Origin of the sequence: Corynebacterium sp. ES2775-CONJ, from assembly GCF_024814515.1 — a bacterium.
Classification (GTDB): domain Bacteria; phylum Actinomycetota; class Actinomycetes; order Mycobacteriales; family Mycobacteriaceae; genus Corynebacterium.
The window spans coordinates 305,199-327,768 of record NZ_JANUXT010000003.1; the positions used below are offsets into that span (position 1 = coordinate 305,199).

Consider the following 22,570-nt stretch of genomic DNA (forward strand, 5'->3'; position numbering starts at 1 on the left):
ATCCCTATAGCTTCTCCAACGGAACTCCGCCAATGAGCATCAGACGAACTTTTCCGGAAGAACCAAAATCGATCATCACGGTGGTATGTGCGGCACTTCCGCCTACCTCCATCACAGTTCCGAGCCCATATTTAGCGTGATTCACACGATCACCGACCTCGAGATGAAGGTCACGTGCTTGCGTCTTCGGCCCACCCAAGGGCCGCTGCCGCGTTGAGCGCTGCGGAGGAATATACGGGGCACTCGACCCACCTGACCATTCAGATCTCTCAGGTTCCACCCGCTGGAAGTGAATAAGATCTTCCGGAATTTCGCCAATGAATCGAGACGGCGGGTTACTCACCGCATTACCCCAGGAAGATCGAATCATAGCGCGCGAAATATAGAGCTGCTCCCGCGCTCGTGTAATACCGACATAAGCTAATCGACGCTCCTCTGAGAGTTCCCGTGGATCCCCGAGAGCGCGCATATGCGGAAATTGCCCATCTTCCCACCCGATGAGGAAAACCACCGGGAACTCTAGGCCTTTGGCGGTATGTAAGGTCATCAATGTGACCACACCTTGTTCGTGCTCCGGGATCTGATCGGCATCAGCCACCAAAGATACCTTCTCCAAGAAGGCCTTTACGCTTCCTATCTCTTCTTCTGGTTCCTCATCGGTTCCCATCCGTTCATAGGCCAAAAGATTGGCAGCCTCCGAGGAAAATTCGCGGGCCACGGATACCAGTTCATTGAGGTTATCCAAGCGCGCCCCATCCTGAGGATCACTCGAAGCTTCCAGTTCCGCCTGATACCCTGTGGTTTCGAGAATCTCGGCGATAATATCGCCGATATTGGGAAGCTGGGTGACATCGTCAACCGCTCCTTGTGCGAATGTGCGCAGATGCTCGATCAACTCCACGAAGCCTGCAAGAGCTTTGTGCACCCGCGAGGTCATCAGGGCGATTCTTCCCTCGACGGCGTCTTTGAGCGCGTGGGAGAAAGAGACTCCAGTGCTTTCTGCATGCATAGTAAGCATCGCAATAGCCCGATCCCCGATCCCGCGCCGTGGAGTGTTGATCACGCGGCGCAGGGATACTTCATCGTCCGGATTATCGATAACCTTGAGGTAGGCGATAATATCGCGGATTTCCTTACGTTCATAGAACCGCGTACCGCCTACCACCTTATAGGGAATGCCCGTTCGAATAAAGATATCTTCCAGGGCGCGCGAGGAGTTATTAGTACGATACATCACAGCCATATCGGAGTAATTGCGTCCGCGATCGGTGAGCTTATCAATTTCAGCAGCCACAAAGCGCGCTTCATCGTGCTCATTATCAGCTACATAGCCCGTGATCTGGTCACCGTCTCCAAGATCGGTCCATAATTTCTTCTCGCGCCGATTGTCATTCTGGGCGATTAGTGCATTAGCGGCTGAAAGAATGGTCTGGGTGGAGCGGTAGTTCTGCTCTAGGAGGATCGTGCTTGCTTGGGGATAATCTCGCTCAAATTCCTCGATATTGCGAATTGTTGCCCCACGGAAAGCATAAATCGACTGGTCACTATCACCTACCACGCACAATTCTGAGGCATCGTCACCAGTGCCCACCAGCAACGCGATCATGCGGTACTGCGCGTGGTTAGTATCTTGGTACTCGTCGATCAGCACGTGCCGAAATCGGCGCCTGTAAAACGCAGCCACGTCGGGATACTCGGTGAAGATACGCACCACTTCACCGATGAGATCATCGAAGTCGAGTGCATTGGAACTGCGCAACCGCCTGTGATATTCCGCAAAAACCTCGGCTACAGTGGTATTAAAGGGATTTTTAATTGCCTCTGCGTCCGCGAGTGCCCGTTCAGGTGTGATTAGTTCATTTTTCCACTGCGATATATGGGCGGCGAGCATACGGGGGCTAAAACGCTTTAAATCCAGCTGCAGATCTTTGGCTATCATGCCGATCAGCCGTTTCGAATCGTCTGCATCATAGATGGTGAAATTTGCGTTTAGCCCCGCCACCAAATGTGACTGCTCGCGCAGAATGCGCACACACGTCGAGTGAAAGGTAGACACCCACATACGTTGAGCCACCGTGCCAACGAGCTCAGTGACACGCTCTCGCATTTCGGCTGCGGCTTTGTTGGTAAAGGTAATGGCAAGAATCTGGCCGGGATGGACATCGCGATACCGCATGAGATAGGCGATGCGCTTCGTCAGCACCGCGGTCTTGCCAGAACCAGCACCGGCCACGATCAGCAGTGGGGATCCCTGATGTTTCACCGCGGCCTCTTGTTGCGGATTTAAACCGGTAAGCAGATCTGGCTCATCTCGCACCGGGTGACTGGGGTTGGATATGTCACGATGGCGGCGGGAGGGGGAAAATGGCGAGTGATTGTCATTCATAGTGCCTCTAATGTACAACGCCAAAAGGACACAAGATGTTCTCCCTCTACCTTCTTGCCTTCTAGCGTGGCACAATAGGTAACCATGAACGATTCTGATCCCCACTTCGAGGTTCGGTTTCCCTCAGGCACCGACGATCCCCTCACGGATCGCGAGATCCAGCTGTACCGCGAAGAGATTAATCGTCTCGACCGTCTGATCCTTGATGCGGTGAAGCGTCGCACTGAGATTTCCAAGGCGATTGGACGCACGCGGATGTCCGCTGGCGGCACGCGTCTCGTTCACACCCGCGAACTGGCAATTATCAATCAGTTTCACGCCGAATTGGGCGATGAAGGCCCGAGCTTAGCGCAGATCTTATTGCGCATGGGTCGCGGGAAGCTCGGCACAAAATCCACCTAGCCTCAACTATGGTGTTGACCACCTTGAGCTCCCTCGAGGTCACTATTTAATATCATTATCGACTACCGTAGACTTTTAGGATCTTTCGCATTGTGCGAAACCAGTAATCGTCATGAATGGAGATATTCTCATGTCCCTTGATATCACTAGCTCCCCAGCGTGGAAAGAACTCAGCGTTGCCCATAAAGAACTCGAGCAGACCACTTTGCGCGAGCTTTTTAGCGCTGACAGTGAGCGCGCTTCCCGCCTCAGCTTCGAAGCCGCAGGATTACACGTCGATTTGTCGAAAAACCTGATCAATGACCAGGCCCTCGCAGCCCTGATCAAGGTCGCTGAAGCCGCCAATCTCTCCGGACGTATCGAGGAGATGTTCACCGGCGAACACATCAATAACACCGAAGACCGCGCCGTTCTCCACACCGCCCTGCGCCTACCTGTGGAAGAAAGCCTCAAGGTTGACGGCCAGAATATCGCCGCCGATGTGCACGAGGTCCTCAGCCGGATGCGCGACTTCGCAACCTCTCTGCGCTCGGGTAGCTGGTTAGGTTACACCGGACACACCATCAAAACCGTAGTCAATATCGGTATTGGCGGCTCCGATCTGGGTCCAGCCATGGCCACCAAAGCACTGCGCAGCTATGCCACTGCCGGTATCAATGCCACATTTGTTTCCAATGTTGATCCTGCCGATATGATTGCGGCGCTCGATGATCTCGATCCTGAGTCCACTCTCTTTATCGTGGCCTCGAAAACCTTCACCACCCAGGAAACCCTAGCGAATGCTCATGCTGCAAAGCGGTGGCTGGTAGAAAAGCTCGGCGCCGAAGAAGCAGTGGCCAAGCATTTCGTTGCGGTTTCCACGAATGCTGAGAAGGTTGCCGAATTCGGTATTGATACCAAGAATATGTTCGGCTTCTGGGAATGGGTCGGAGGCCGGTACTCTGTCGATTCTGCCATCGGTCTGGCCCTGATGGCTGTTATCGGCCCCCGCGATTTTATGCGCTTCCTCGAGGGCTTTAATGCCATGGATAAGCACTTCCGCACCGCCAGCTTGGAAGAAAATATTCCTGTTCTAATGGGCCTTTTGGGAGTTCTATATAATAATTTCTTCGGTGCGGAGACCCACGCGGTCCTACCTTATTCTGAAGACCTAGGGCGCTTCCCTGCTTATTTGCAACAGCTCACCATGGAATCCAACGGTAAGTCTGTGCGCCATGACGGCACCGCTGTGACTACCTCGACCGGTGAGATTTACTGGGGTGAACCCGGCACCAACGGCCAGCACGCTTTTTATCAGCTGATTCACCAGGGAACCAAACTGATCCCTGCTGATTTCATTGGATTCGCCCGCCCCAAGGAAGATCTTCCTACCGCTAGTGGATCTGGCTCCATGCATGACCTTCTGATGAGCAATTTCTTTGCTCAAACCAAGGTTCTAGCTTTTGGCAAGACCGCCGAAGAAATCGCCGCCGAAGGTGTTAAGAGCGAATTGGTCAATCACAAGGTGATGCCGGGCAATCGCCCCACCACCACTATTTTGGCTAAGGAATTGACCCCACAGGTACTCGGTGCCTTGATTGCCCTTTATGAACACATCACTTTTGTTCAAGGAGTCATCTGGGATATCAATTCCTTCGACCAGTGGGGTGTAGAACTAGGCAAGCAGCAGGCTAATGACCTGGCTCCAGCAGTCTCTGGCGAGAAAACTGTAGATTCTGGAGATAGCTCCACCGATCAGCTCATTACCTGGTATCGCAACCATCGCTAAAACCATGACATAGCATAACCGGCCCTCTTATTGGGCCGGTTTTGCTATGTATTAGGTTGGCACTGAGAGCACCACCAAATAATGCGTTCGAGCTCCCCTTCTTCCCCGTGCGCGTCCTTGCCACCCAATTTTCCTTTTTCGATCAGCGTGCCACACCGTCGACACGGCTTACGATTACGACCGAAGACATAGGAGGTTTGGCCGGGGATTTTAACCCCTGTACTCACGCGGGTGGTCGATAGCCTGTTGGACCACATCAACCGTCGAGTGATTGCTAACACTTGATCGATATCAACATCTCCAACACGGCGTAACGGGTGCAAACCAGCCAGGAAAAGAATCTCGGCTCGGTACTCATTACCTACTCCAGCTAGATTTTTCTGATCCATCAGAGCTGCCCCGATCGTTCGATCCGGCCTTAAAAGGAGGCGTCTTTTAGCCTCGGCGGCATCAAACTCAGGGGCTAGAACGTCAGGTCCCAAATAACCAATCGCTTCGTCATATTCACTCGCCTTGATTACTCTGACCAGTCCTAAAGAATGGCCCACTATTTCGATGGGATCGTTGGGGGGATCTGCCAGTCTGAGTACCACGCGGGCGGTAAAAGCTGGCTTTCGCCATCGATCGCCTAAGCGGTGAACCGACCATGTTCCCTCCATTTTGAGGTGGGTCTGCAGAATATCTGGACCGAAAGCCATAAACAGGTGCTTGCCATAGGGCCACACCTTCTCGCATTGTCGACCACTGAAATCCGCAAGGGCGAATCGGGGAACCCGAATATCGCTAGAGATAACTTCCCGTCCGCTCATAAATTGCAGGCGTCGGGCTAATCGGAAGACGGAATCACCCTCGGGCATTAAAGAATACCGCGCGGTTGGGAGGACTGATCAGCGGCGACAATTCGTTTCCCGAACGGGAACAGACTCACCGGAATCATCTTGATATTAGCTATAGCTAGTGGGATCCCCACAATGGTGACTGCTTGCGCTGCAGCGGTCATAATATGGTTGAGGGCCAGCCACCAGCCTGCTACTAGGAACCAGAGGATATTGGCTACATCGCTCAAGCCGTTTGTTGCTTGGGGTTCCACGACTCGGCCGAAAGGCCAGAGCGCATAGCTGGCCATACGGAAGCTAGCCACCCCAATTGGGGCGGTAATTACGAAAAGGAAAGCGATAATTCCCGCTAAAAAATAGCCCAATGCTAACCACAGGCCTCCGCAGAGGACCCAAATGATATTGAGGATAGTACGCATAAGGCTCATCTTAGCGATCACTAGTCATCGAAGCTGAGATCAGCAGACGCATCGTCTAAACTCCGCCCTGGTCGCCCTCGTGTATTGCGGCGCGGGGTAGGCTGGTGCATCAAGACCAGTCCCCGTGGGTTGATGGATAAACCAGCCTCTTTCAGCGATTTAAGGAGAGGCGACTCCAAAGCTGAATCTCCGTTGACTTTCTCGATAACCAGCCGGGAACGCACCTTTTCTCCGAGGGCATTAATGACCAAATCATAAGCTGGCTCGGGGGTGTCCATCAGGATGAGGTTCTTTCCTCCTCGAGTCATATAAGCCGCGAGGAGGCCATCGATGAGCACAACAAGGGATCCAGCAGCCCGCGTTAAACCCCGTTCTGGCCAGGCGATAGCGGCCCCATAAGGATTGGCAGGATCGGCTGCGGCAAGAACCACAACCTCAGGGTTCTTCGCACCCGACGGCCATCCTGAAATATCGGCACTATCGTCATAACCACGCAAACGGTCGATAATCGCCGGTGTTGAAAATTGAGTAGCGCCCATACCTTCAATTAAGTGCCCGCGCATCGCTTTGCCAGATTCTTCGAACTGCTTGAGAACCTTGTACACCAAGGCGAAGCCACCAACGATATCTTCACCCATCGCACTACCACGAGTTACCACTCCATAGCGATCCAGTAGTGTTTCACCGAGCGTAAAGGCCCGCGACGTGGCATCCGTGGAGGCGGCTATCGTGCGCCCCCACCGTCCCACCATGTCGGGAGGCGTGGTGTGAGTGGGGACTTGACTGCGCATTCCTCGAAAGCGCCCCCTGCTTCGGTTCGGGGTGCGCTTGGCCCTATGCGCGGTATTCTTTCCCCCTGCCAGGCGGGCGCGAATAGGGCGAAAACTATCGGGAGACACCAGCCCCAATTCAAAGAGACCCCATAGCGCCTCCCTCAGGTCCTTATCAAGGGCATCCGATCTGAGCTCCTGGTAGAGATGACTGCCAGAAGTGCCCAGTTGAGTTAATACACTTTCTTGTAAATCAGTCAACGAATAATCGCTGGGGTCGGTGATCAGAGAATCTGCGTAGGCAGCTGGAACCAAGGTCAGCCATGGATCTCCGGCCCCGGCCTTACCTTGGCCGATGATGAGTACCTCACCGTTATAGGTCAGTTCATCAAGGTCCGCCGGGTTGTAGTTTCGCACGCGGTTGGGGAAGATCCACTCCTCCCAGGCACTCGCCGGCAACCGGACGCCGGCGAGCTGCTCGATAACGCTGTACACCCCATCCACACCATAGAGTTCAGGCTCGCTGCCCACGGCAGCCACTTGATGCCACGACGAGAGAAACCGGGCAAAGGCAGAAGGTGACACGGGGGCGGTTTGGCTGCGCAATTTCGCCAGCGATTTACTCCGAATTATGCGGAGCACTTCACTGGCAATATACTCTTCCGCCTCAATTCCCTTACGGTAATGGCCAGCGATAATGGCCTTAGATTCCATGAGTTTTTCTAAGGAAGCAAAAGCGACGCTCGCAGCCAGACCGAATGCGTTTTGGAGATCTGAGAGCACAAATGGTCCGCGGGTGCGAGCCCACCTGGCTACTAACTGGTCAAGAGCATCAGTCACTGGCTCAATCTGTGCTCCCACCCCTCTCGGTACGGGGACGCCAAGACCATCGCGTAAAACAGCCGCGTCGGCTACCTGTGCCAGATGGTCGAGGCCGTTAATGCGTACCTGCATGATCCTGTTGGGGAATTGTTTGAGGAGTTCAGCCGTGCTGGTATCAAAGCTAATATGCTCATTCAGATCAGCAATAGGCCCTAAAATGCGCAAGGCATCTATAAATTCCTCGGGGTTGCGGGCCTGGCGATCCGTGCTAATACGACGCAGCTGGGCGTCTACTTCGGCGATAATCTCGGGTTCAAGGAGCTCCCGCAATTCCACTGTGCCCATGAGTTTGGCCAAGAGGGCTGGGTCGAGGGCCAAGGCGGCTGCTCGTTTTTCGGCTAAGGGGCTATCGCCCTCGTAGACAAAGGCACCGGTATAACTAAAAAGAATCGAGGCCGCGAATGGCGAGGGCTGCTCAGTTGTGATCTCAACAATGCGCGTTTTCTTGAGCTTGAGGTCTTCGAGAACGCCTACCAGACTCGGTAGATCATAAACATCTTGCAAGCATTCGCGTACTGCCTCCAAGATAATGGGGAAAGTCGGATATTTCCGAGCCACATCGAGTAACTGGGCGGCCCGCTGCCGCTGCTGCCATAGTGGTGCGCGCTTGCCCGGATGACGTCTCGGCAATAACAGCGCACGGGCGGCACATTCGCGAAAACGCGAGGCAAAGAGCGCCGAATTGCCAACCTGCTCGGTCACAATATGCTCGATTGCATCGGGGTCAATGAGGAATAGTTCAGCCCCAGGTTCCACATCAGCATCAGGCAACCGCAGCACAATCCCATCGTCCGAGCTCACTGCTTGCGCATCTATTCCTGTGCGCTGCGCAATCTCCGAGCCCACAGCTAACGCCCACGCGGCATTAACGCCGCGACCGAACGGCGTATGTAAAACGACCCGCCAGTCTCCGAGGTCGTCGCGGAAACGTTCCAGAACAAAGGTGCGCTCATCGGGGATGACCCCTGTCGCTTCGTGCTGTTCCTGGAGAAAACGAACGATATTCTCGCGGGCATTATGGTCGAGGGTGGCAATCTCCTCGAGAGCTTGTGGTGTAGAAAAGATCTCGCGTCGGAAAGCGCCGACCGCTTTTCCTAATTCCGCTGGGCGACCGAGCTGATCGCCCACCCAAAACGGCAGGCGCCCCGAATGCCCTGGTGCGGGACTAACCAATACCTGGTCGCGAGTGATCTCTTCAATTCTCCAGCTCGACGCTCCAAGAGTGAATACATCACCAACCCGAGATTCATATACCATCTCCTCATCGAGTTCACCCACACGGCGTGCGCCGACCTCGCCGCCTACGAGATAGACCCCGAATAAGCCCCGATCGGGAATCGTGCCGCCACTGGTCACCGCAACACGCTGGGCCCCAGGTCTGGCAGATAACGTGCCAGTGATGCGATCGTAGACTATGCGGGGTTTCAGTTCCGCAAAATCAGTGGAAGGGTACACTCCACTGGCTAAGTCGAGCACGGCATCGTAGACCTCACGCGGCAGCGTGCGGTAGGGAAAAGCGCGTATAACAGTCGCATACCATTCCTCGACATCGATATCCTCGACAGCCACCTGGGCGACAGTCTGTTGAACCAAAACATCGAGGGGGTTGCGCGGGATATGCAGTGCCTCAATATGGCCGCCCCGCATCCTTTTAACAGTCACTGCTGTTTGCACGAGATCCGAGCGATGTTTGGGGTAGAAAGAGCCGTGTGAAACCGCTCCCACCACGTGCCCGGCGCGCCCTACTCGTTGCAGCCCTGATGCCACCGATGGCGGAGCTTCGACCTGAATGACTAAGTCCACTGCTCCCATATCAATGCCTAGTTCGAGTGAGCTGGTGGACACCACGGCGCGGAGTGCTCCTTCTTTGAGCATGGTTTCGGTGGTGGCGCGCTCGTCTTTGCTCACCGAGCCGTGGTGCGCTCGGGCGATCACCAAACCCGCATCTTTGATCGCATCCTTACTTGGCATCACTTGGGCCGGAATAGTACTTTGTGCTGGGGTCTCAAGCACCTCGGGCGAATGCTCTGTGACATAGAGTTCGTTGAGCCTCGCGGCGAGCTTTTCGGCGCTGCGTCTGGAATTGACAAAGATGATCGTGGATCGGTGATCCATGACCTCGTCGTAGAGCATGGCTTCTATATGTGGCCAGATGGAGCCAGTGCGCTGATCCCCGCCGATCATCATAGTTTCGTCGGTATTGCTACTGAGCCCTAAAGAATCGTCGATCAGTTCATCATTAGCTGTGAGAGATTGATCGAGTGTGGGCAAATCCGACATATCCTCCACGGGCACGCGGACCACGAGATCAAAGCTCTTAGTTGCTGGGGGGTTAATAATCTGCACAGGACGATCGCCGCCTAGAAATTGGGCTACTGTCTCAATCGGCCGCACGGTTGCTGAAAGCCCGATGCGCTGGAGTCCGCTCCGGTTCGTGCCCTCGGCTGCAATCAGGCGCTCGAGGCGTTCTAAGCTGAGGGCCAAATGCACCCCGCGTTTGGAACCCGCTATGGCGTGAATCTCGTCAATAATCACGGTGCGCACTGTTGTGAGGATGCCTCGCGCCTTGGACGTCAGCATCAAGTAGGCAGACTCTGGGGTGGTGATAAGAATGTCTGGTGGGTTACGTAATTGCGCTGCGCGTTCGGCGGCTGGGGTGTCACCCGAGCGAACACCAACGGTGATAGTAGGGTGCGCGAGTCCGAGATTGGCTGCGGTGCGCGCGATTCCGATAAGAGGGGCGCGCAGGTTGCGCTCAACGTCAACTCCGAGCGCTTTCAGTGGAGAGATATAGAGAACCTTAACGCCTGCACCTGCGTCTTTATCTGATTCCGACGCTGGGTCGAAAGTGTTATTTGCCACAGCTAGTGTGGTTTGACCTGAGGTCGTAGAAAGCTCGTTAAGTGACCATAAGAAGGCTGCTAGCGTTTTACCTGAGCCAGTTGGAGCAACCACGAGGGCATTTTCACCAGCAGAAATGGCCTTCCATGAGGCGTTCTGCACAGAGGTAGGTGAGGCGAATACATCGGTGAACCAGGTGCGCACAGCTGGTTGAAAACGCTCGAAAACTTTCTCAGAATCCACTGAGAGATCATTGTCAATAATGTTCAATTTTTCGCTGACCCTCTAGACTAGTTAACTATGACTGCTCAATTTGATGATGCTACGTTGACCTACCGAATCGCCAAAGGCACCGGCGATATCCTTAAAGGCGTGCGCACAGATGATGTTCTGCGGGATCGTGCCCTAGGCGATGCTGGCGACGATCTTGCCCAAAACTGGATCGCCCGCGTTCTCGCCCAGCACCGCCCACACGACGGATTCCTTTCTGAAGAAGCAGCCGATAACCCAGAGCGCTTAGGTAAAGAGCGCGTTTGGATCATCGATCCGCTCGATGGCACTAAAGAATATGCCACCGGACGTCAGGATTGGGCTGTGCATATCGCACTGGTTGAGAACGGGATTCCCACTCATGCCGCAGTTGGTCTCCCCGACCTTGGCGTGGTCTTCCATTCCGACGAAGCCCGTGCCGTTACCGGCCCGATGTCCAAGCGTATCGCAATTTCACATAACCGCCCACCCGCGGTAGCCCAGCATGTAACAAAGAGCCTCGGTTTCTCCTCGGTCTCCTTAGGTTCGGCTGGTGCCAAGGCTATGCACGTTCTGTTGGGTGATTATGATGCCTATATCCACGCCGGCGGCCAGTACGAGTGGGATTCCGCAGCCCCAGTTGGTGTGTGTAAAGCCGCAGGTCTGCATTGCTCGCGCCTCGATGGCAGTGAATTAACCTATAACAACAAAGATACCTATATGCCAGATATTCTCATCTGCCGCCCAGAGTTAGCGGAAGAGATCATCAAGCTGGCTACTGAGTTTCGAGATGAGCACGGATCTTATTAAGATGCACCTCTAGACTTTAGCCCGCTGCACCCCGAGACCTTTGATTCACTCGGTGTGTGGCGGGTTTAAAAACGTACGATGGTGCACTGAGCATAAATACAACTCGGAGATAAAGGAGCGTTCACCGTGTCTACTATTGCCACCCCCTATGAGGATCTCCTGCGGAAAATTCTCTCAGATGGATCTCATAAAGACGATCGCACAGGTACGGGAACGACGAGCTTATTTGGACAACAAATGCGCTTTGACTTAGCGCAATCGTTTCCGCTTATTACTACCAAGAAAGTGCACGTGCATTCAGTTGTTGGTGAATTACTGTGGTTCTTGCAGGGTTCATCAAATGTGCGATGGTTACAGGACAATAATATTCGCATCTGGAACGAATGGGCCGATGAGAATGGGGACCTAGGCCCCATCTATGGGGTGCAGTGGCGCAGTTGGCCGACCCCCAATGGGGCTCATATCGATCAGATCTCTCAAGCTCTCACCACATTGAAAAATAACCCCGATTCCCGCCGCAATATTGTCTCGGCGTGGAATGTTTCCGAGCTCGACAATATGGCTCTGCCCCCCTGTCATCTCTTATTCCAGCTGTACGTGGCAGATAACAAACTTTCCTGCCAGCTTTACCAGCGTAGTGCCGATATGTTTCTCGGGGTTCCCTTTAATATCGCTTCCTATTCTCTACTTACTCACATATTTGCCCAGCAAGCTGGTCTTGACGTCGGGGAATTTATCTGGACCGGTGGCGACTGCCATATTTACGATAATCACCGTGAGCAGGTAGCCCTGCAATTATCCAGAGATCCCCGCCCTTATCCCCAGCTCAAATTACGCACGGCACCAGATATATTCTCCTACACCTTCGACGATATTGCTTTCGAAGGCTACGATCCGCACCCTGTAATTAAGGCTCAGGTGGCGGTGTAGAGATGCTAGGAGCTATTTGGGCGCAAAATCTCAACCGTATAATCGGCGATGGCCTTACCATGCCGTGGCATGTGCCAGAGGATATGCGGTTCTTTAAAGAACAGACACTTAACCACACTGTCATTATGGGGCGCAAGACGTGGGAATCGTTGAGCGTGCGTCCCCTACCTCATCGGGAAAATATTATTATTTCCTCTCGCGAACCCGGCGCGTGGTCGCAGGGTGCCAGGGTGATACATGATCTAGCTCAGCTACCCGATCGTGGCTGGATCATCGGGGGTGGGGAGATTTACCGGCAAACACTCCCCCTGGTGGGTCGCATTGTTCGGACACTTATCGACGCCGATATCGAAGTTGGTGAAAAAGCCGTTCTAGCCCCTGAGATCCCCCAAGATTTTAGACTCACCGATCACACCGATTGGACCATCTCCCGTTCAGGCCAGCGTTATTGTTTTCAAACCTGGGATAGAATAGAAACAGAAATCTTCAGCGACTAAGGATTTGATTCATGAGTTCAACCCCCATCACCATCTATGCCACCTCGTGGTGCCCGTTCTGTCAGCGCTTGCTGGCCGATTTGGACCACAAGAATATCCCCTACACCACGGTTGATGTCGATGCTGATGCCACAGCCGCAGCGTGGGTGGAATCCGTCAATAGCGGCAATCGGGTAGTGCCCACCGTGCTGTATTCTGACGGATCCCACGCCACCAATCCTCCGGCCGGTCAAGTGGCGCGCCGCTATAAGGAGCTCAGCGCCTTATAGCTCTCGCAAGAGATAGATATCCAAAATCCAGCCGTGGCGCTGACGGAGATCTTGCTTGAGATCGCGCACCTCGTGACCGATCTCTGAAACATACCCGTGGCGCAGTACCTCCTTATCGGTGCCCAGATAGGCGCCCCACCACATATAGGTCTGAGGGCTAAAATTCTCCAGCCAAGCTGCGTGGCCGTCCAGCATAACCACACAATTGCGGCGCTCTATCTCTCGGGTATCTTTGAGGTTGCGGCCGGTAGTGATATGAATAGCTTCACCAATACGATTGAGAAGCAGTCCATGGCGTGCGGTCAGCACTTGGATAGCAGTAATGCCAGGAATAACATCAACTGCCATCTCTAGCCCCTCGAGCTCCCGCATTTTCTCGATAATGCGCAAGGTGGAATCATAAAGAGAGGGATCCCCCCAGACAAGAAAGGCGATCGTATCGTCCTTGTCTGAATTGTCTCGAATACTTGAGGCCAACAGGTGCGCTCGAGCGCTGTGCCAGGAGCGTACCTCGGCATCATAATTCTTAGGGTTGCGATCTCGGGGAGGATCTTCCACGGAATAGATCGGTGTTTGTGGAGCATGGCGCTCGATGATACGACGCCGAAGCTCTAAGAGATCGGCCTTAGTATCGCCTTTATCGAGAGCAAAAACAGCTCGGGCGCGTTTAAGAGCTGCGCTAGCCTGTAGGGTGAGAAAATCTGGGTCGCCGGCACCGATGCCGATCACGAGAACTGTCCGCATTTATCTAATTCTCATCTTGTGGATCCACTGGATCCACTGGATCCACAAAGCTCTCACGTTCACTAGAGGTGAAGTGCCCTGATAGGACGGTAAAATCAGCCGATATCTGTTGACGTAAATAGTGCTCACATGCCATTGACATCTGTTTAGCGTCATACCGGTTGAGGGTGAGCAAACGAGAGAGCGGATGTCCCTCGTCGTCGATCAGATCAAGGGCGAGATACTGGTGGCCATCCTCCTCGATCATTGATGCCGATACGCTAATTCCTGTAACATCGCGAAAAATCGCCTCGCTGGACATATCTAAACCTTCCTCACACTTCGTCTGCACTAGTTAGTAGTGGTGATTCTATACGGTTCTATGGCTAAGCAAAAGCATAGGCCAGATAGCCACCGGCTGGAATGGCGAGATATTTTTGCTGCTAGGGGTACTAATTATGGCCACTTCCTAGCATTCGGGTACGCTACCTAGATGGTGGGCTTTGACCCTACCGCTGCCCTAGTAGCTCAGTGGATAGAGCACGGCTCTCCTAAAGCCGGTGTCGGAGGTTCGATTCCTCTCTGGGGCACTTTTTTATTCCTAAGAGCGATCCCTAGTGAGTGAACTCCAAACGATAGCCGGATTTTTAGTATCTATCTCATGGACCCCGCTTCCGTCATCTCCTTTATGCGTGAACAACAATCGCAACCTGTCTTATCCTGAGTCATTCCTTAACTATGAGGCTTTGACGCTTGGAGAATTCGATTCGTGTTAACCGCGTGGGCCCCTTGGTGTGGACTCGATGTGCAGAATGCACCCCTATCGTCGGCCCTCATATCTGCCGTGCTCATTCGGCTAGGATCACGGAGTCCTAAGGGCGTAGCCATAATCTTTGCCGTCATGTGACTTTGCTTAATTTCCTCCCCCCTTTATCGCAGCTTCCGAGAACGCAGGGGTACAGGTGGCAATGCGAAATTAACAATGGAAGAGATGACATCCAATACCGCTAGAAGCACGAAGCTCACATTGCCCTTGACTGGGTGCGCTGTCTGTAGCACCATCCAGCCTTAGGAATATTCACCCGTGCCTGAGAAATTGGCTTGATTCTTATTATGAGATTTCTCCGGTGATCACATTAAAATCAATGCAATGCAGAATTTTCTGGGTGATTCAGAACCCGTCCTCCTGGCCGCCGGCTCCGTGGAAACCAGCACGCTTGTCTCCTTCGCGTGGATCATGGCTGCGGCCTCCTTAGCCCCAATATTGTCTTGGCTAACTGGAAAGCGTATTCCAGCTGTGGTTTTGCTTATTGGTTTGGGAGCTCTCATTGGCCCTCATGCCCTTCACCTCGCTGATATTGAAGGTGGAGTTTCTTTACTTAAAGATCTGGGCCTAGGAATGCTCTTCCTACTGGCTGGATACGAGATCAAGGTGTCAACTGTGCGCAGCCGTGAAGGATTCACGGCCTCTGTTACATGGCTCGCATGTATCGCTCTATCTTATATAGGCGCTAATTATATTTTAGATTATGGCACATCGGCTACCGCAACGGTGCTCGCAATCGCAGTGACATCGACGGCCGTAGGCACGCTCTTGCCCATCATGAAACAACAGGACATGCTGGATACTAATGTAGGCAAGTCGCTGCTAGTGCATGGCGCTATCGGCGAGATCTTCCCTATTTTCGCTATGGCTCTGCTGCTTTCTACCCGCACCACCTGGCTAACCGCCACGGTACTGCTTTCATTCTTCGCGATTGCGGTGCTCATCGCCGCAATTCCAGCGACAGTAAGGAATCTAGTTCCATGGGTGGGCAGAGCTATGATTAGCTCAGCGAGCGCAACGAATCAGATGGTATTGCGCGTGGTAATTTGGATGCTCGCCATATTGATGGCGGTCGCAGCCGCTTTCCAACTCGACGTAGTTTTGGGCGCGTTTGCAGCTGGTTTCATCCTGCGTCAGTTGGTGCCGAAAAAATATCGCAACGCTCTTGAACAGCGTCTCGATGTCGTTGGGTACGGTCTATTAATTCCCGTTTTCTTCGTGTGCTCGGGTATGGCAATCGACACTGCCGCCGTCGTCGACAACCCCATGCGTCTAGCGATTCTCATTCCGGTCATCTATATCGCGCGCGGGCTACCAATTTTACTTCGCGAGATTTTCTCCAATACTGGCTCCGGGCTCGAGACAACTCGAGAGAAAATCCAGCTCAGCTTATATGGCGCGACCGCGCTACCCATTATTGTGGCCGTCACCGATGTGGCGACAACCTCTGAGATCATAAGCTCTGCCAACGCTTCAATTCTGGTGGCGGCAGGTAGCATCACAGTGCTACTTTTCCCTCTACTGGCTCACCTGTTGGATAAATCCAACTCGCAACAGGAACAAACAGGGTAGTTTTTTAAGCGTTGAAAGTGTTAAAGTCTTGAACCAGTGTGATCTATTAGCATCACTGATAAGGAGCAATATGTCTTTCTTTAACACCCGCCTCGTCAAGGCTCTCGCTCTCAGCGCCGCCATCAGCATAGGCTTTTCACCCCAAGCATTTGCTTTGGGACCCATCCAAGCAACCGTTCTCGACTATTCTGCTGGCGTTCCCTCGGCAGCTGCTGTAAAAGCCAGCGGTGCTGCGGGCGCTGTCCGCTATGTCTCCCGCCCACGCCCCGATGCACTCTGGATGCTAGGCAAACCCGTTGGCCTAAGAGAGACTCGTGATTTTGCAGCGAACGGTCTCAGCACCGCTTCCGTCTATCAATTTGGCAAAGGCCCCACAGCGGATTGGCGCCAGGGAGCATACGGCGCGGCAATCCACGCGCCGCAGGCTATCGCTTTGCACAAGGCTGCAGGGGGACCGACTGGTCGCCCCATCTACGTAGCCATCGACGATAACCCCACATGGGCAGAGTACGATCAGCTCATTCGCCCCTACCTTCGAGCTTTCCAAGAAGCTCTCTTATTAGGGGGCTACAGCATGGGCATTTATGGCAATTACAACACTATTGAGTGGGCCAGTCGCGATGGACTCGGATCCTTCTACTGGCAGCACGACTGGGGCTCCCAGGGACGTATCCATCCCCTCACAACCATCCACCAAAAGGCCGGTCAACAACGTACTGTGGACGGAATTCTCGTTGATGTCAACAATGTTTATGCTCGCGACTGGGGTCAGTGGCGACCGGGCGACCGCGGAATCCTTCTCCCCCAACCACCGGCGCCACCTCGCGCTGATCTGGGACACGCTCTTGCTGGTTTAAGCTCGCACATTCCAGGTGCAGATCGCTTCCCATTGCCACATGGGGATCAGATCAATCAGGCTCTTCAAATTGTGCGGCTGTCGAGCTAGTCGATGTCGCTAACGGAGCATCGATAAGCTGCATGCGGACGAGCTTGGTCAGCTTGTCCGCATCACCGTAACTGCTGGCCACGACCACAAAGTCAGTTCCAAAAGATGCGGAGGCGTGGATGTCTTTTTCATTAGACCACGCAAACTTAGTTCCTTCCACTCCCGGAAAAATAGCGGTACCAAAGTTTTGACTCGTTCCGTCCTTAGCGGTCGCTGCCGTGTCTCGCATCGCTCGCAGCACCGGCGCCTGCGGATTATTAATGAGCACCTGGGCAAGGAAGTAGGCAACGTCGAAAGTACTCGTCAGCGAATATCCCCACTGAGTATTCGCTTGGGTTGATTCGAGACCGTATTTTTTAATCACCCAATCGATGGATTGCGGATATTTTTCATACAGATCCGTGGCTAGATCGTCATCGGAAGTTCTAACCATTGACCTAGCCCGGGGGAAATCGCTTGTATCGCCACGCTCGAAAATATATTGAGCGATATAGAGCTTGATCAGACTGAGAGCGGGACGGGGTGCGCGCTCATTCACAGTCCCGATATGACCGCCTTCGGCGATATTGACATAGGTAATTTGAGCGCTGAAATTATCTTTTACTGGATCTCCCAGCTGAGGGACCTGAAACCCTTTGAGATCAAGCCATCGCCCTTCGTGTTGACGTCGGGTTAAGGAGGGTTGATCTGCAGGTTCGCGGGTGCAAGCCCCGAGGCATAGTCCGACTATGAGTAGCGGGCCTATGACCCGGTGTGGCCATATACCGAAGCCCTTCCTGCTAGCAGAGGTTAAGAGCATTTCTTCATTCTATTGACGGTATATGAGCACATACAAACGGCCGTGATTAAAGCCTTAACAGGGTTATTTTTGGAGCCTTAAGGCTCTACCGCGATACTAGTGATCGACCGCCGCTTCGACTCCGACGCCAGTTAGAGAGCGGACTTCCATCTCCGCCTGAAGGTGATCGAGGTTATCTGGTTTGCCCATAAAAGTTCCAATAATGCCGGCTAAGAAGGCCAAAGGAATCGATACTATACCTGGACTGTTGAGCGGGAAGTATGCAAAGTTGACGTTCTCCCCCAGCATGGAATTCGCCGATCCCGAGACTGCTGGTGAGAAGACTATAAGCAAGACGGCCAGAGCTAAACCTGTGTACATAGAGGCTACAGCACCTGTGGTATTGAATTTCTTCCAGTACAGCGAGAGCAATATGGTGGGTAGGTTTGCCGAGGCGGCAACTGCGAATGCAAGAGAGACTAGGAAAGCTACATTTTGCCCCATGGCAAGGATACCCAGAGCTATCGAAACCGCGCCAATGATGACAACTGTTATGCGCGATACCCGTACTTGCTCTTCTTCCGTGGCTTCTCCATTGCGAAGTACCCCATTGTAGATATCGTGGGCGATTGATGCCGAGGCGGTAATTGCGAGTCCCGCGACAACAGCTAGGACGGTTGCAAAGGCTACTGCCGAAATAATCGCCATGAAGAACGGGCCAGCGAGTGCCAAAGCAAGTAACGGAGCGGCTGAATTGGCTCCCCCAGGTGCGGCAAGGATCCGGTCCGGTCCCACCAGAGCGGCAGCACCGTATCCAAGAACCAACGTCATCAGGTAGAAGGCGCCGATGAGGATGATAGCCCACGTAACTGAGCGCCGTGCCTCCGTTGCGGTAGGAACGGTGTAAAAGCGCATGAGCACGTGCGGGAGACCGGCTGTACCCAGGACTAGAGATAGTCCGAGGGAAACAAAATCAAGACGTGAGGTCGCAGTCTGGCCGAATTTTAACCCTGGTTCCAGAATCTGTGACGCTTCGTAACCTTTTTGGGCGAGGGTGTCTGACACACGATGGGTTTCTACCGCCATGTCCATAACGGCGGAGAGACCACCCTTGATGGAGATAAAAACCAAAATCGACATGCTGCCCACGCCAATAATTAGAAGAACAGCTTTGATCATTTGCACGTAGGTGGTGCCCTTCATGCCTCCAATGAGCACGTACAAAATCATGACTACTCCCACCGCTGCGACTACTATCGCCTGTTTTCCAAAGTCGTGGACATCAAGCAAGACTGATACCAAGGATCCCGCTCCGGCCATTTGAGCGATCAGATAAAACAGGGAAACGAATAGGGTGCCAAATGCCGCTGCCACCCGTACTGGCTTCTGGCGGAGACGGAAGGAGAGCACATCGGCCATCGTGAAACGACCCACATTCCTTAAGGGTTCAGCCACCAGTAGAAGGGCGACCAACCATGCAACAAAGAAGCCGACAGAATAGAGGAATCCATCATATCCATTGAGCGCTATCGCACCGACGATACCTAAGAAGGAGGCAGCAGAAAGATAGTCACCCGCAATTGCGAGTCCATTTTGTCGTCCAGAGAAGGATCCACCACCGGTATAGAAGTCGGAGGCCTCCTTTGTAGACCGCCCAGCTTTTAACACCACCCCCATGGTTATAACAATGAAGATGATAAAGACGGAGATGTTGAGCACGGGGTTTCCGGTTGAAACGGTTTCAGCTACATATAATATCTTCATTTTTTAACCCTCCATACGTGAACGGATTGCTGCAGCCTGGGGCTCAATATTCCTATTGGCATAACGGATATACACCCACGTGATTACGAAGGTGGTAATAAACTGAGCAAATCCGAAAATCACTCCGATATTCACATTCCCGTACACGGGGGTGGCCATAAAGCTCGGCGCATACGTAGCGGTTAGGACATAGGCGATGTACCACACAAAGAACGCAAGCGACATAGGGAAAGTAAAGGATCGATAGGTCGACTTGAGTTCCAGGAATTGGCGGTCTTTTTGCATCTCTACAAATTCTTGGGCGGTGGGCTCGCGCCGCCTAGGCATGGGGTGAGCATTCATGGTGCACTCTCTTTCGCATCACAGCTTCGCGTGCAAATACCGAGGTGGGTCTTTTGACTGCGGAGCTATATTATTTTCGGTCGATTGGGGCCTAAGGCTGAGCTTTTACTACGCGGAGCCGGAATATTTAAGAATTTCGCGTGTGCTAAAACTCTGGCGATGTGCGGCTTGACGTCTAGGTAAATTTTTAGAAATAAGCCACAACAGCAACATCATGTGTTACCAGTCACATGTATATATCTTCGCTTCCTAACCTACCCAAACTTCCCCCCAATAGCCGCAGATCCTGAATTATTTTCTCTATCTTTTTTATCTACTACCCCCGACCTCCTCGCTTTATGCAAGATTTTAGTTACCCCCGCACCCTAAAAAAACCACTGTTCTGGAATCGACAATTTTGCTAAGCTACTCTTCCTTTGCGTACAAAAAAACCCGCATCAGCTTTAGCGATGCGGGTTTGAAGAATTCGATTTAGCGGGCGTCTAGCAGATCAATCACAAAGACAAGGGTACGTCCCGCAAGTGGATGGCCGCCTCCAGCAGGGCCGTACGCAGCCTCTGGGGGAATAACGAGTTGGCGCCGACCTCCCACCTTCATTCCGGGTATTCCCTCTTGCCATCCAGCTATCAAGCCGCTTAAGGGGAATTCAATGGATTGTCCGCGGTCCCAGGAGGAATCGAACTCCTGGCCGGTTTCAAAATCTACGCCCACATAGTGCACTTCAACCATGCCACCAGGCTGGGCTTCTGCTCCGTCACCTTCAAGAAGGTCAGTGATGACAAGATCTTCAGGGGCTGCACCTGCGGGGACTTCAATAACTGGTTTTTCCATGGAAGCTGTATCTCCTTCAAGCACGACTACTGTCGATGGGTTTTGGTTCTACGTCATATGAGGTCTTAGTTGATAAATTAAGGCCCCACTGGAACCTTTCCCGCTTATTCTAGCGGTAAAGTCCAGCGAGACCTTAATTATCCAGTAATTTCTCAGCGCTCGGAGATAGGTGGAAGCGTGCGATTTACCTCGCCAGTGTATATTTGGCGTGGTCGATTAATCTTTGTTGAGGTGGCCAATTGCTCCCGATACTGAGCAATCCAGCCAGGCAACCGGCCGATTGCAAAAAGAACCGTAAAGAAATCGGTATTAAATCCCATGGCTCGGTAGATTAGACCCGTATAGAAGTCAACATTTGGGTACAGCTTGCGCTGAATAAAATAATCATCCTTCAGTGCAATCTCTTCTAACTTCATTGCTAGATCGAGCAGGTGGTCACCGCCCAAATGCTCGAGAATCTCGTGGGCAGCATCCTTAACAATAGCGGCGCGTGGATCGTAGTTGCGGTAGACGCGGTGTCCGAACCCCATCAAGCGAACGCCTTGCTCCTTATTCTTCACCCGGTTCATGAAGTCTGTTGCGTCTCCACCTTGGGCGTCGATTTCTTCGAGCATCTCCAATACCGCCTGGTTAGCACCTCCATGAAGGGGGCCAGAAAGGGCATTGATGCCACCAGCAATGGCAACAAACATATTGGCTTGAGCAGATCCGATCATCCGAACCGTCGATGTGGAGCAGTTCTGCTCGTGATCGGCGTGCAGAATCAGCAGCTTGTCCAGAGCACGAGCCATCACCGGATCAACCTCATAAGGCTCAGTTGGATAGCCAAACATCATCCGCAGGAAGTTTTCGCGGGTATTGAGGGAGTTGTCCGGGTACATAAACGGTGCGCCCTTGGATGCACGATACGCCTGGGCTGCCAGCATAGGCACTTTGGCCAGCAGCCTCACTGTGGCCATATCAAGTTGCCTCTCATCCAGTGGATCCAATTGATCCTGGTAGTACGTCGAGAGAATATTCACCGAGGATGCGAGCACCGACATGGGGTGCGCGTTGCGCGGGAAGATGGAGAACTGGTCTTTAAAGTCCTCGTCCAAGAGCGTGTGATGACGAATTTCATTTTCGAAAGCGTCGAGCTCCTCTTGATTCGGGAGCTTCCCTTTGATCAGTAGATAGGAAACTTCACTGAAATTGGCATTCTCAGCGAGGTCAGCAATATTGTAGCCGCGATAACGAAGAATTCCCTCTGCGCCGTCGATATAGGTAATCTTCGATTCCGTTGACCCAGTGGATACATAACCTGGATCGTAGGTAACAAAACCAGTGTCAGCGAGCAGGTTGCCCAGCGCGATGCCGTCATTACCCTCATGAGAGCGAATGATGTCAAGTTCATATTCTCCGCCTGGATATTGAAGAAGGGCCTTATCTTTGTTGGTAGTCATAGCTTCCCTTTCATGAAAACTCGTTGTGGTTCCCGGCTCGTTAGCTCCACCCTCACACTTCGCGACCCTCGCAGAGACTTCGTGAGCAGCAGGAGGCTGGCCAAATAAGTCACACGAGTTCTTACAACGTGCCAATTCCACAAGAGATTAGATTGATTCTTTTGGTTGAAAAGGATCTTCACCTACATGCCTTGCAGAGCGGATTGCCGTTTCCCAATATTCTAGTTCAAATATAGCGAGCACTTCTTCTATGGAGCCACAACCTCAAACCACTCCACCCTCTAATC

The 22,570-nt window shown here is 52.9% G+C and carries 19 protein-coding genes and 1 tRNA gene; 9 read left to right on the forward strand and 11 right to left on the reverse strand.

The window, feature by feature from the left end; genetic code table 11:
- Nucleotides 1-4: 4 nt before the first annotated feature.
- Nucleotides 5-2,386: a DNA helicase PcrA gene (gene pcrA, locus NXT01_RS05425; protein ID WP_259078369.1), complete on the reverse strand. Its 2,382-nt coding sequence runs from the start codon at nt 2,384-2,386 to the stop codon at nt 5-7.
- Between the two features lie 84 nt (nt 2,387-2,470).
- On the opposite strand from pcrA, the gene NXT01_RS05430 reads away from it, so the two are divergent.
- Together NXT01_RS05430 and pgi are read left to right on the forward strand one after the other, a co-directional pair.
- Nucleotides 2,471-2,788: a chorismate mutase gene (locus tag NXT01_RS05430; RefSeq protein WP_259078370.1), complete on the forward strand. Its 318-nt coding sequence runs from the start codon at nt 2,471-2,473 to the stop codon at nt 2,786-2,788.
- A 130-nt stretch (nt 2,789-2,918) separates the two neighbouring features.
- Nucleotides 2,919-4,556: a glucose-6-phosphate isomerase gene (pgi, locus tag NXT01_RS05435; RefSeq protein WP_259078372.1), complete on the forward strand. Its 1,638-nt coding sequence runs from the start codon at nt 2,919-2,921 to the stop codon at nt 4,554-4,556.
- Nucleotides 4,557-4,600: 44 nt separating this feature from the next.
- On the opposite strand, the gene NXT01_RS05440 is transcribed toward pgi, so the two are convergent.
- The 3 genes from NXT01_RS05440 to NXT01_RS05450 are packed head-to-tail and all read right to left on the reverse strand — an operon-like array spanning nt 4,601 to nt 10,547.
- Nucleotides 4,601-5,413, reverse strand: coding sequence for a DNA-formamidopyrimidine glycosylase family protein (locus tag NXT01_RS05440; protein WP_259078374.1), 813 nt, complete (start codon nt 5,411-5,413; stop codon nt 4,601-4,603).
- The gene (locus NXT01_RS05445; RefSeq protein WP_259078376.1) at nt 5,413-5,811 is read right to left on the reverse strand and encodes a YccF domain-containing protein; all 399 of its coding nucleotides are present in this window, start codon (nt 5,809-5,811) and stop codon (nt 5,413-5,415) included. The genes NXT01_RS05440 and NXT01_RS05445 overlap by 1 nt, the downstream gene beginning before the upstream one ends.
- 20 nt (nt 5,812-5,831) lie before the next feature.
- On the reverse strand, nt 5,832-10,547 hold the full coding sequence (locus NXT01_RS05450) for an ATP-dependent helicase (protein ID WP_259078377.1): 4,716 nt from the start codon (nt 10,545-10,547) through the stop codon (nt 5,832-5,834).
- A gap of 57 nt (nt 10,548-10,604) precedes the next feature.
- Here NXT01_RS05450 and NXT01_RS05455 point away from each other — a divergent pair, with 57 nt between their 5' ends.
- The 4 genes from NXT01_RS05455 (at nt 10,605) to NXT01_RS05470 (ending at nt 13,059) form a co-directional block, all read left to right on the forward strand.
- The gene (locus NXT01_RS05455) at nt 10,605-11,363 is read left to right on the forward strand and encodes a 3'(2'),5'-bisphosphate nucleotidase CysQ (RefSeq protein ID WP_259078379.1); all 759 of its coding nucleotides are present in this window, start codon (nt 10,605-10,607) and stop codon (nt 11,361-11,363) included.
- Between the two features lie 126 nt (nt 11,364-11,489).
- Nucleotides 11,490-12,293, forward strand: a complete 804-nt coding sequence (locus NXT01_RS05460; protein ID WP_259078381.1) for a thymidylate synthase — start codon at nt 11,490-11,492, stop codon at nt 12,291-12,293.
- A 2-nt stretch (nt 12,294-12,295) separates the two neighbouring features.
- Nucleotides 12,296-12,790 (forward strand): dihydrofolate reductase, encoded by a 495-nt coding sequence (locus NXT01_RS05465; protein ID WP_259078382.1) that lies wholly within the window; start codon nt 12,296-12,298, stop codon nt 12,788-12,790.
- A gap of 11 nt (nt 12,791-12,801) precedes the next feature.
- Nucleotides 12,802-13,059, forward strand: a complete 258-nt coding sequence (locus tag NXT01_RS05470) for a mycoredoxin (RefSeq protein WP_259078383.1) — start codon at nt 12,802-12,804, stop codon at nt 13,057-13,059.
- Here NXT01_RS05470 and cobF read toward each other — a convergent pair.
- Together cobF and NXT01_RS05480 are read right to left on the reverse strand one after the other, a co-directional pair.
- Nucleotides 13,054-13,803, reverse strand: a complete 750-nt coding sequence (cobF, locus tag NXT01_RS05475; protein ID WP_259078384.1) for a precorrin-6A synthase (deacetylating) — start codon at nt 13,801-13,803, stop codon at nt 13,054-13,056. The genes NXT01_RS05470 and cobF overlap by 6 nt on opposite strands.
- Nucleotides 13,804-13,807: 4 nt before the next feature.
- The gene (locus tag NXT01_RS05480; protein ID WP_259078386.1) at nt 13,808-14,104 is read right to left on the reverse strand and encodes a hypothetical protein; all 297 of its coding nucleotides are present in this window, start codon (nt 14,102-14,104) and stop codon (nt 13,808-13,810) included.
- A 195-nt stretch (nt 14,105-14,299) separates the two neighbouring features.
- On the opposite strand from NXT01_RS05480, the gene NXT01_RS05485 reads away from it, so the two are divergent.
- The 3 genes from NXT01_RS05485 to NXT01_RS05495 all read left to right on the forward strand — a co-directional run bounded on the left by NXT01_RS05485 (nt 14,300) and on the right by NXT01_RS05495 (nt 17,126).
- Nucleotides 14,300-14,372, forward strand: a tRNA-Arg gene (locus NXT01_RS05485).
- A 560-nt stretch (nt 14,373-14,932) separates the two neighbouring features.
- Nucleotides 14,933-16,180: a cation:proton antiporter gene (locus tag NXT01_RS05490; protein ID WP_396124744.1), complete on the forward strand. Its 1,248-nt coding sequence runs from the start codon at nt 14,933-14,935 to the stop codon at nt 16,178-16,180.
- A 70-nt stretch (nt 16,181-16,250) separates the two neighbouring features.
- Complete coding sequence (locus NXT01_RS05495) at nt 16,251-17,126, forward strand: DUF1906 domain-containing protein (protein WP_259078388.1); 876 nt, start codon at nt 16,251-16,253, stop codon at nt 17,124-17,126.
- Here NXT01_RS05495 and NXT01_RS05500 read toward each other — a convergent pair.
- The 5 genes from NXT01_RS05500 to NXT01_RS05520 all read right to left on the reverse strand — a co-directional run bounded on the left by NXT01_RS05500 (nt 17,089) and on the right by NXT01_RS05520 (nt 22,283).
- The gene (locus NXT01_RS05500; RefSeq protein ID WP_259078390.1) at nt 17,089-17,925 is read right to left on the reverse strand and encodes a hypothetical protein; all 837 of its coding nucleotides are present in this window, start codon (nt 17,923-17,925) and stop codon (nt 17,089-17,091) included. The two genes, NXT01_RS05495 and NXT01_RS05500, sit on opposite strands and share 38 nt — an antisense overlap.
- Before the next feature lie 96 nt (nt 17,926-18,021).
- Nucleotides 18,022-19,668 carry a cation acetate symporter gene (locus NXT01_RS05505; RefSeq protein WP_259078392.1) on the reverse strand — a complete coding sequence of 549 codons (1,647 nt, stop codon included), beginning with the start codon at nt 19,666-19,668 and terminating at the stop codon, nt 18,022-18,024.
- A gap of 3 nt (nt 19,669-19,671) precedes the next feature.
- Nucleotides 19,672-20,010 (reverse strand): DUF485 domain-containing protein, encoded by a 339-nt coding sequence (locus NXT01_RS05510; protein WP_259078399.1) that lies wholly within the window; start codon nt 20,008-20,010, stop codon nt 19,672-19,674.
- A gap of 471 nt (nt 20,011-20,481) precedes the next feature.
- On the reverse strand, nt 20,482-20,841 hold the full coding sequence (fkpA, locus tag NXT01_RS05515) for an FKBP-type peptidyl-prolyl cis-trans isomerase FkpA (protein ID WP_259078400.1): 360 nt from the start codon (nt 20,839-20,841) through the stop codon (nt 20,482-20,484).
- Between the two features lie 152 nt (nt 20,842-20,993).
- On the reverse strand, nt 20,994-22,283 hold the full coding sequence (locus NXT01_RS05520; protein WP_259078403.1) for a citrate synthase: 1,290 nt from the start codon (nt 22,281-22,283) through the stop codon (nt 20,994-20,996).
- Nucleotides 22,284-22,570 lie beyond the last annotated feature (287 nt).

Excerpts from the sequence above, each read along its gene's own strand:
- NXT01_RS05445 (WP_259078376.1), bottom strand. The coding sequence starts at position 5,811 with ATGCGTACTATCCTCAATATCATTTGGGTCCTCTGCGGAGGCCTGTGG.
- NXT01_RS05465 (WP_259078382.1), top strand. The coding sequence starts at position 12,296 with ATGCTAGGAGCTATTTGGGCGCAAAATCTCAACCGTATAATCGGCGAT.
- NXT01_RS05500 (WP_259078390.1), bottom strand. The coding sequence starts at position 17,925 with ATGCTCTTAACCTCTGCTAGCAGGAAGGGCTTCGGTATATGGCCACAC.
- NXT01_RS05490 (WP_396124744.1), top strand. The coding sequence starts at position 14,933 with ATGCAGAATTTTCTGGGTGATTCAGAACCCGTCCTCCTGGCCGCCGGC.
- NXT01_RS05430 (WP_259078370.1), top strand. The coding sequence starts at position 2,471 with ATGAACGATTCTGATCCCCACTTCGAGGTTCGGTTTCCCTCAGGCACC.
- NXT01_RS05505 (WP_259078392.1), bottom strand. The coding sequence starts at position 19,668 with ATGAAGATATTATATGTAGCTGAAACCGTTTCAACCGGAAACCCCGTG.
- fkpA (WP_259078400.1), bottom strand. The coding sequence starts at position 20,841 with ATGGAAAAACCAGTTATTGAAGTCCCCGCAGGTGCAGCCCCTGAAGAT.
- NXT01_RS05480 (WP_259078386.1), bottom strand. The coding sequence starts at position 14,104 with ATGTCCAGCGAGGCGATTTTTCGCGATGTTACAGGAATTAGCGTATCG.
- NXT01_RS05455 (WP_259078379.1), top strand. The coding sequence starts at position 10,605 with ATGACTGCTCAATTTGATGATGCTACGTTGACCTACCGAATCGCCAAA.
- pgi (WP_259078372.1), top strand. The coding sequence starts at position 2,919 with ATGTCCCTTGATATCACTAGCTCCCCAGCGTGGAAAGAACTCAGCGTT.
- NXT01_RS05495 (WP_259078388.1), top strand. The coding sequence starts at position 16,251 with ATGTCTTTCTTTAACACCCGCCTCGTCAAGGCTCTCGCTCTCAGCGCC.
- pcrA (WP_259078369.1), bottom strand. The coding sequence starts at position 2,386 with ATGAATGACAATCACTCGCCATTTTCCCCCTCCCGCCGCCATCGTGAC.
- NXT01_RS05470 (WP_259078383.1), top strand. The coding sequence starts at position 12,802 with ATGAGTTCAACCCCCATCACCATCTATGCCACCTCGTGGTGCCCGTTC.
- NXT01_RS05440 (WP_259078374.1), bottom strand. The coding sequence starts at position 5,413 with ATGCCCGAGGGTGATTCCGTCTTCCGATTAGCCCGACGCCTGCAATTT.
- cobF (WP_259078384.1), bottom strand. The coding sequence starts at position 13,803 with ATGCGGACAGTTCTCGTGATCGGCATCGGTGCCGGCGACCCAGATTTT.
- NXT01_RS05510 (WP_259078399.1), bottom strand. The coding sequence starts at position 20,010 with ATGAATGCTCACCCCATGCCTAGGCGGCGCGAGCCCACCGCCCAAGAA.
- NXT01_RS05520 (WP_259078403.1), bottom strand. The coding sequence starts at position 22,283 with ATGACTACCAACAAAGATAAGGCCCTTCTTCAATATCCAGGCGGAGAA.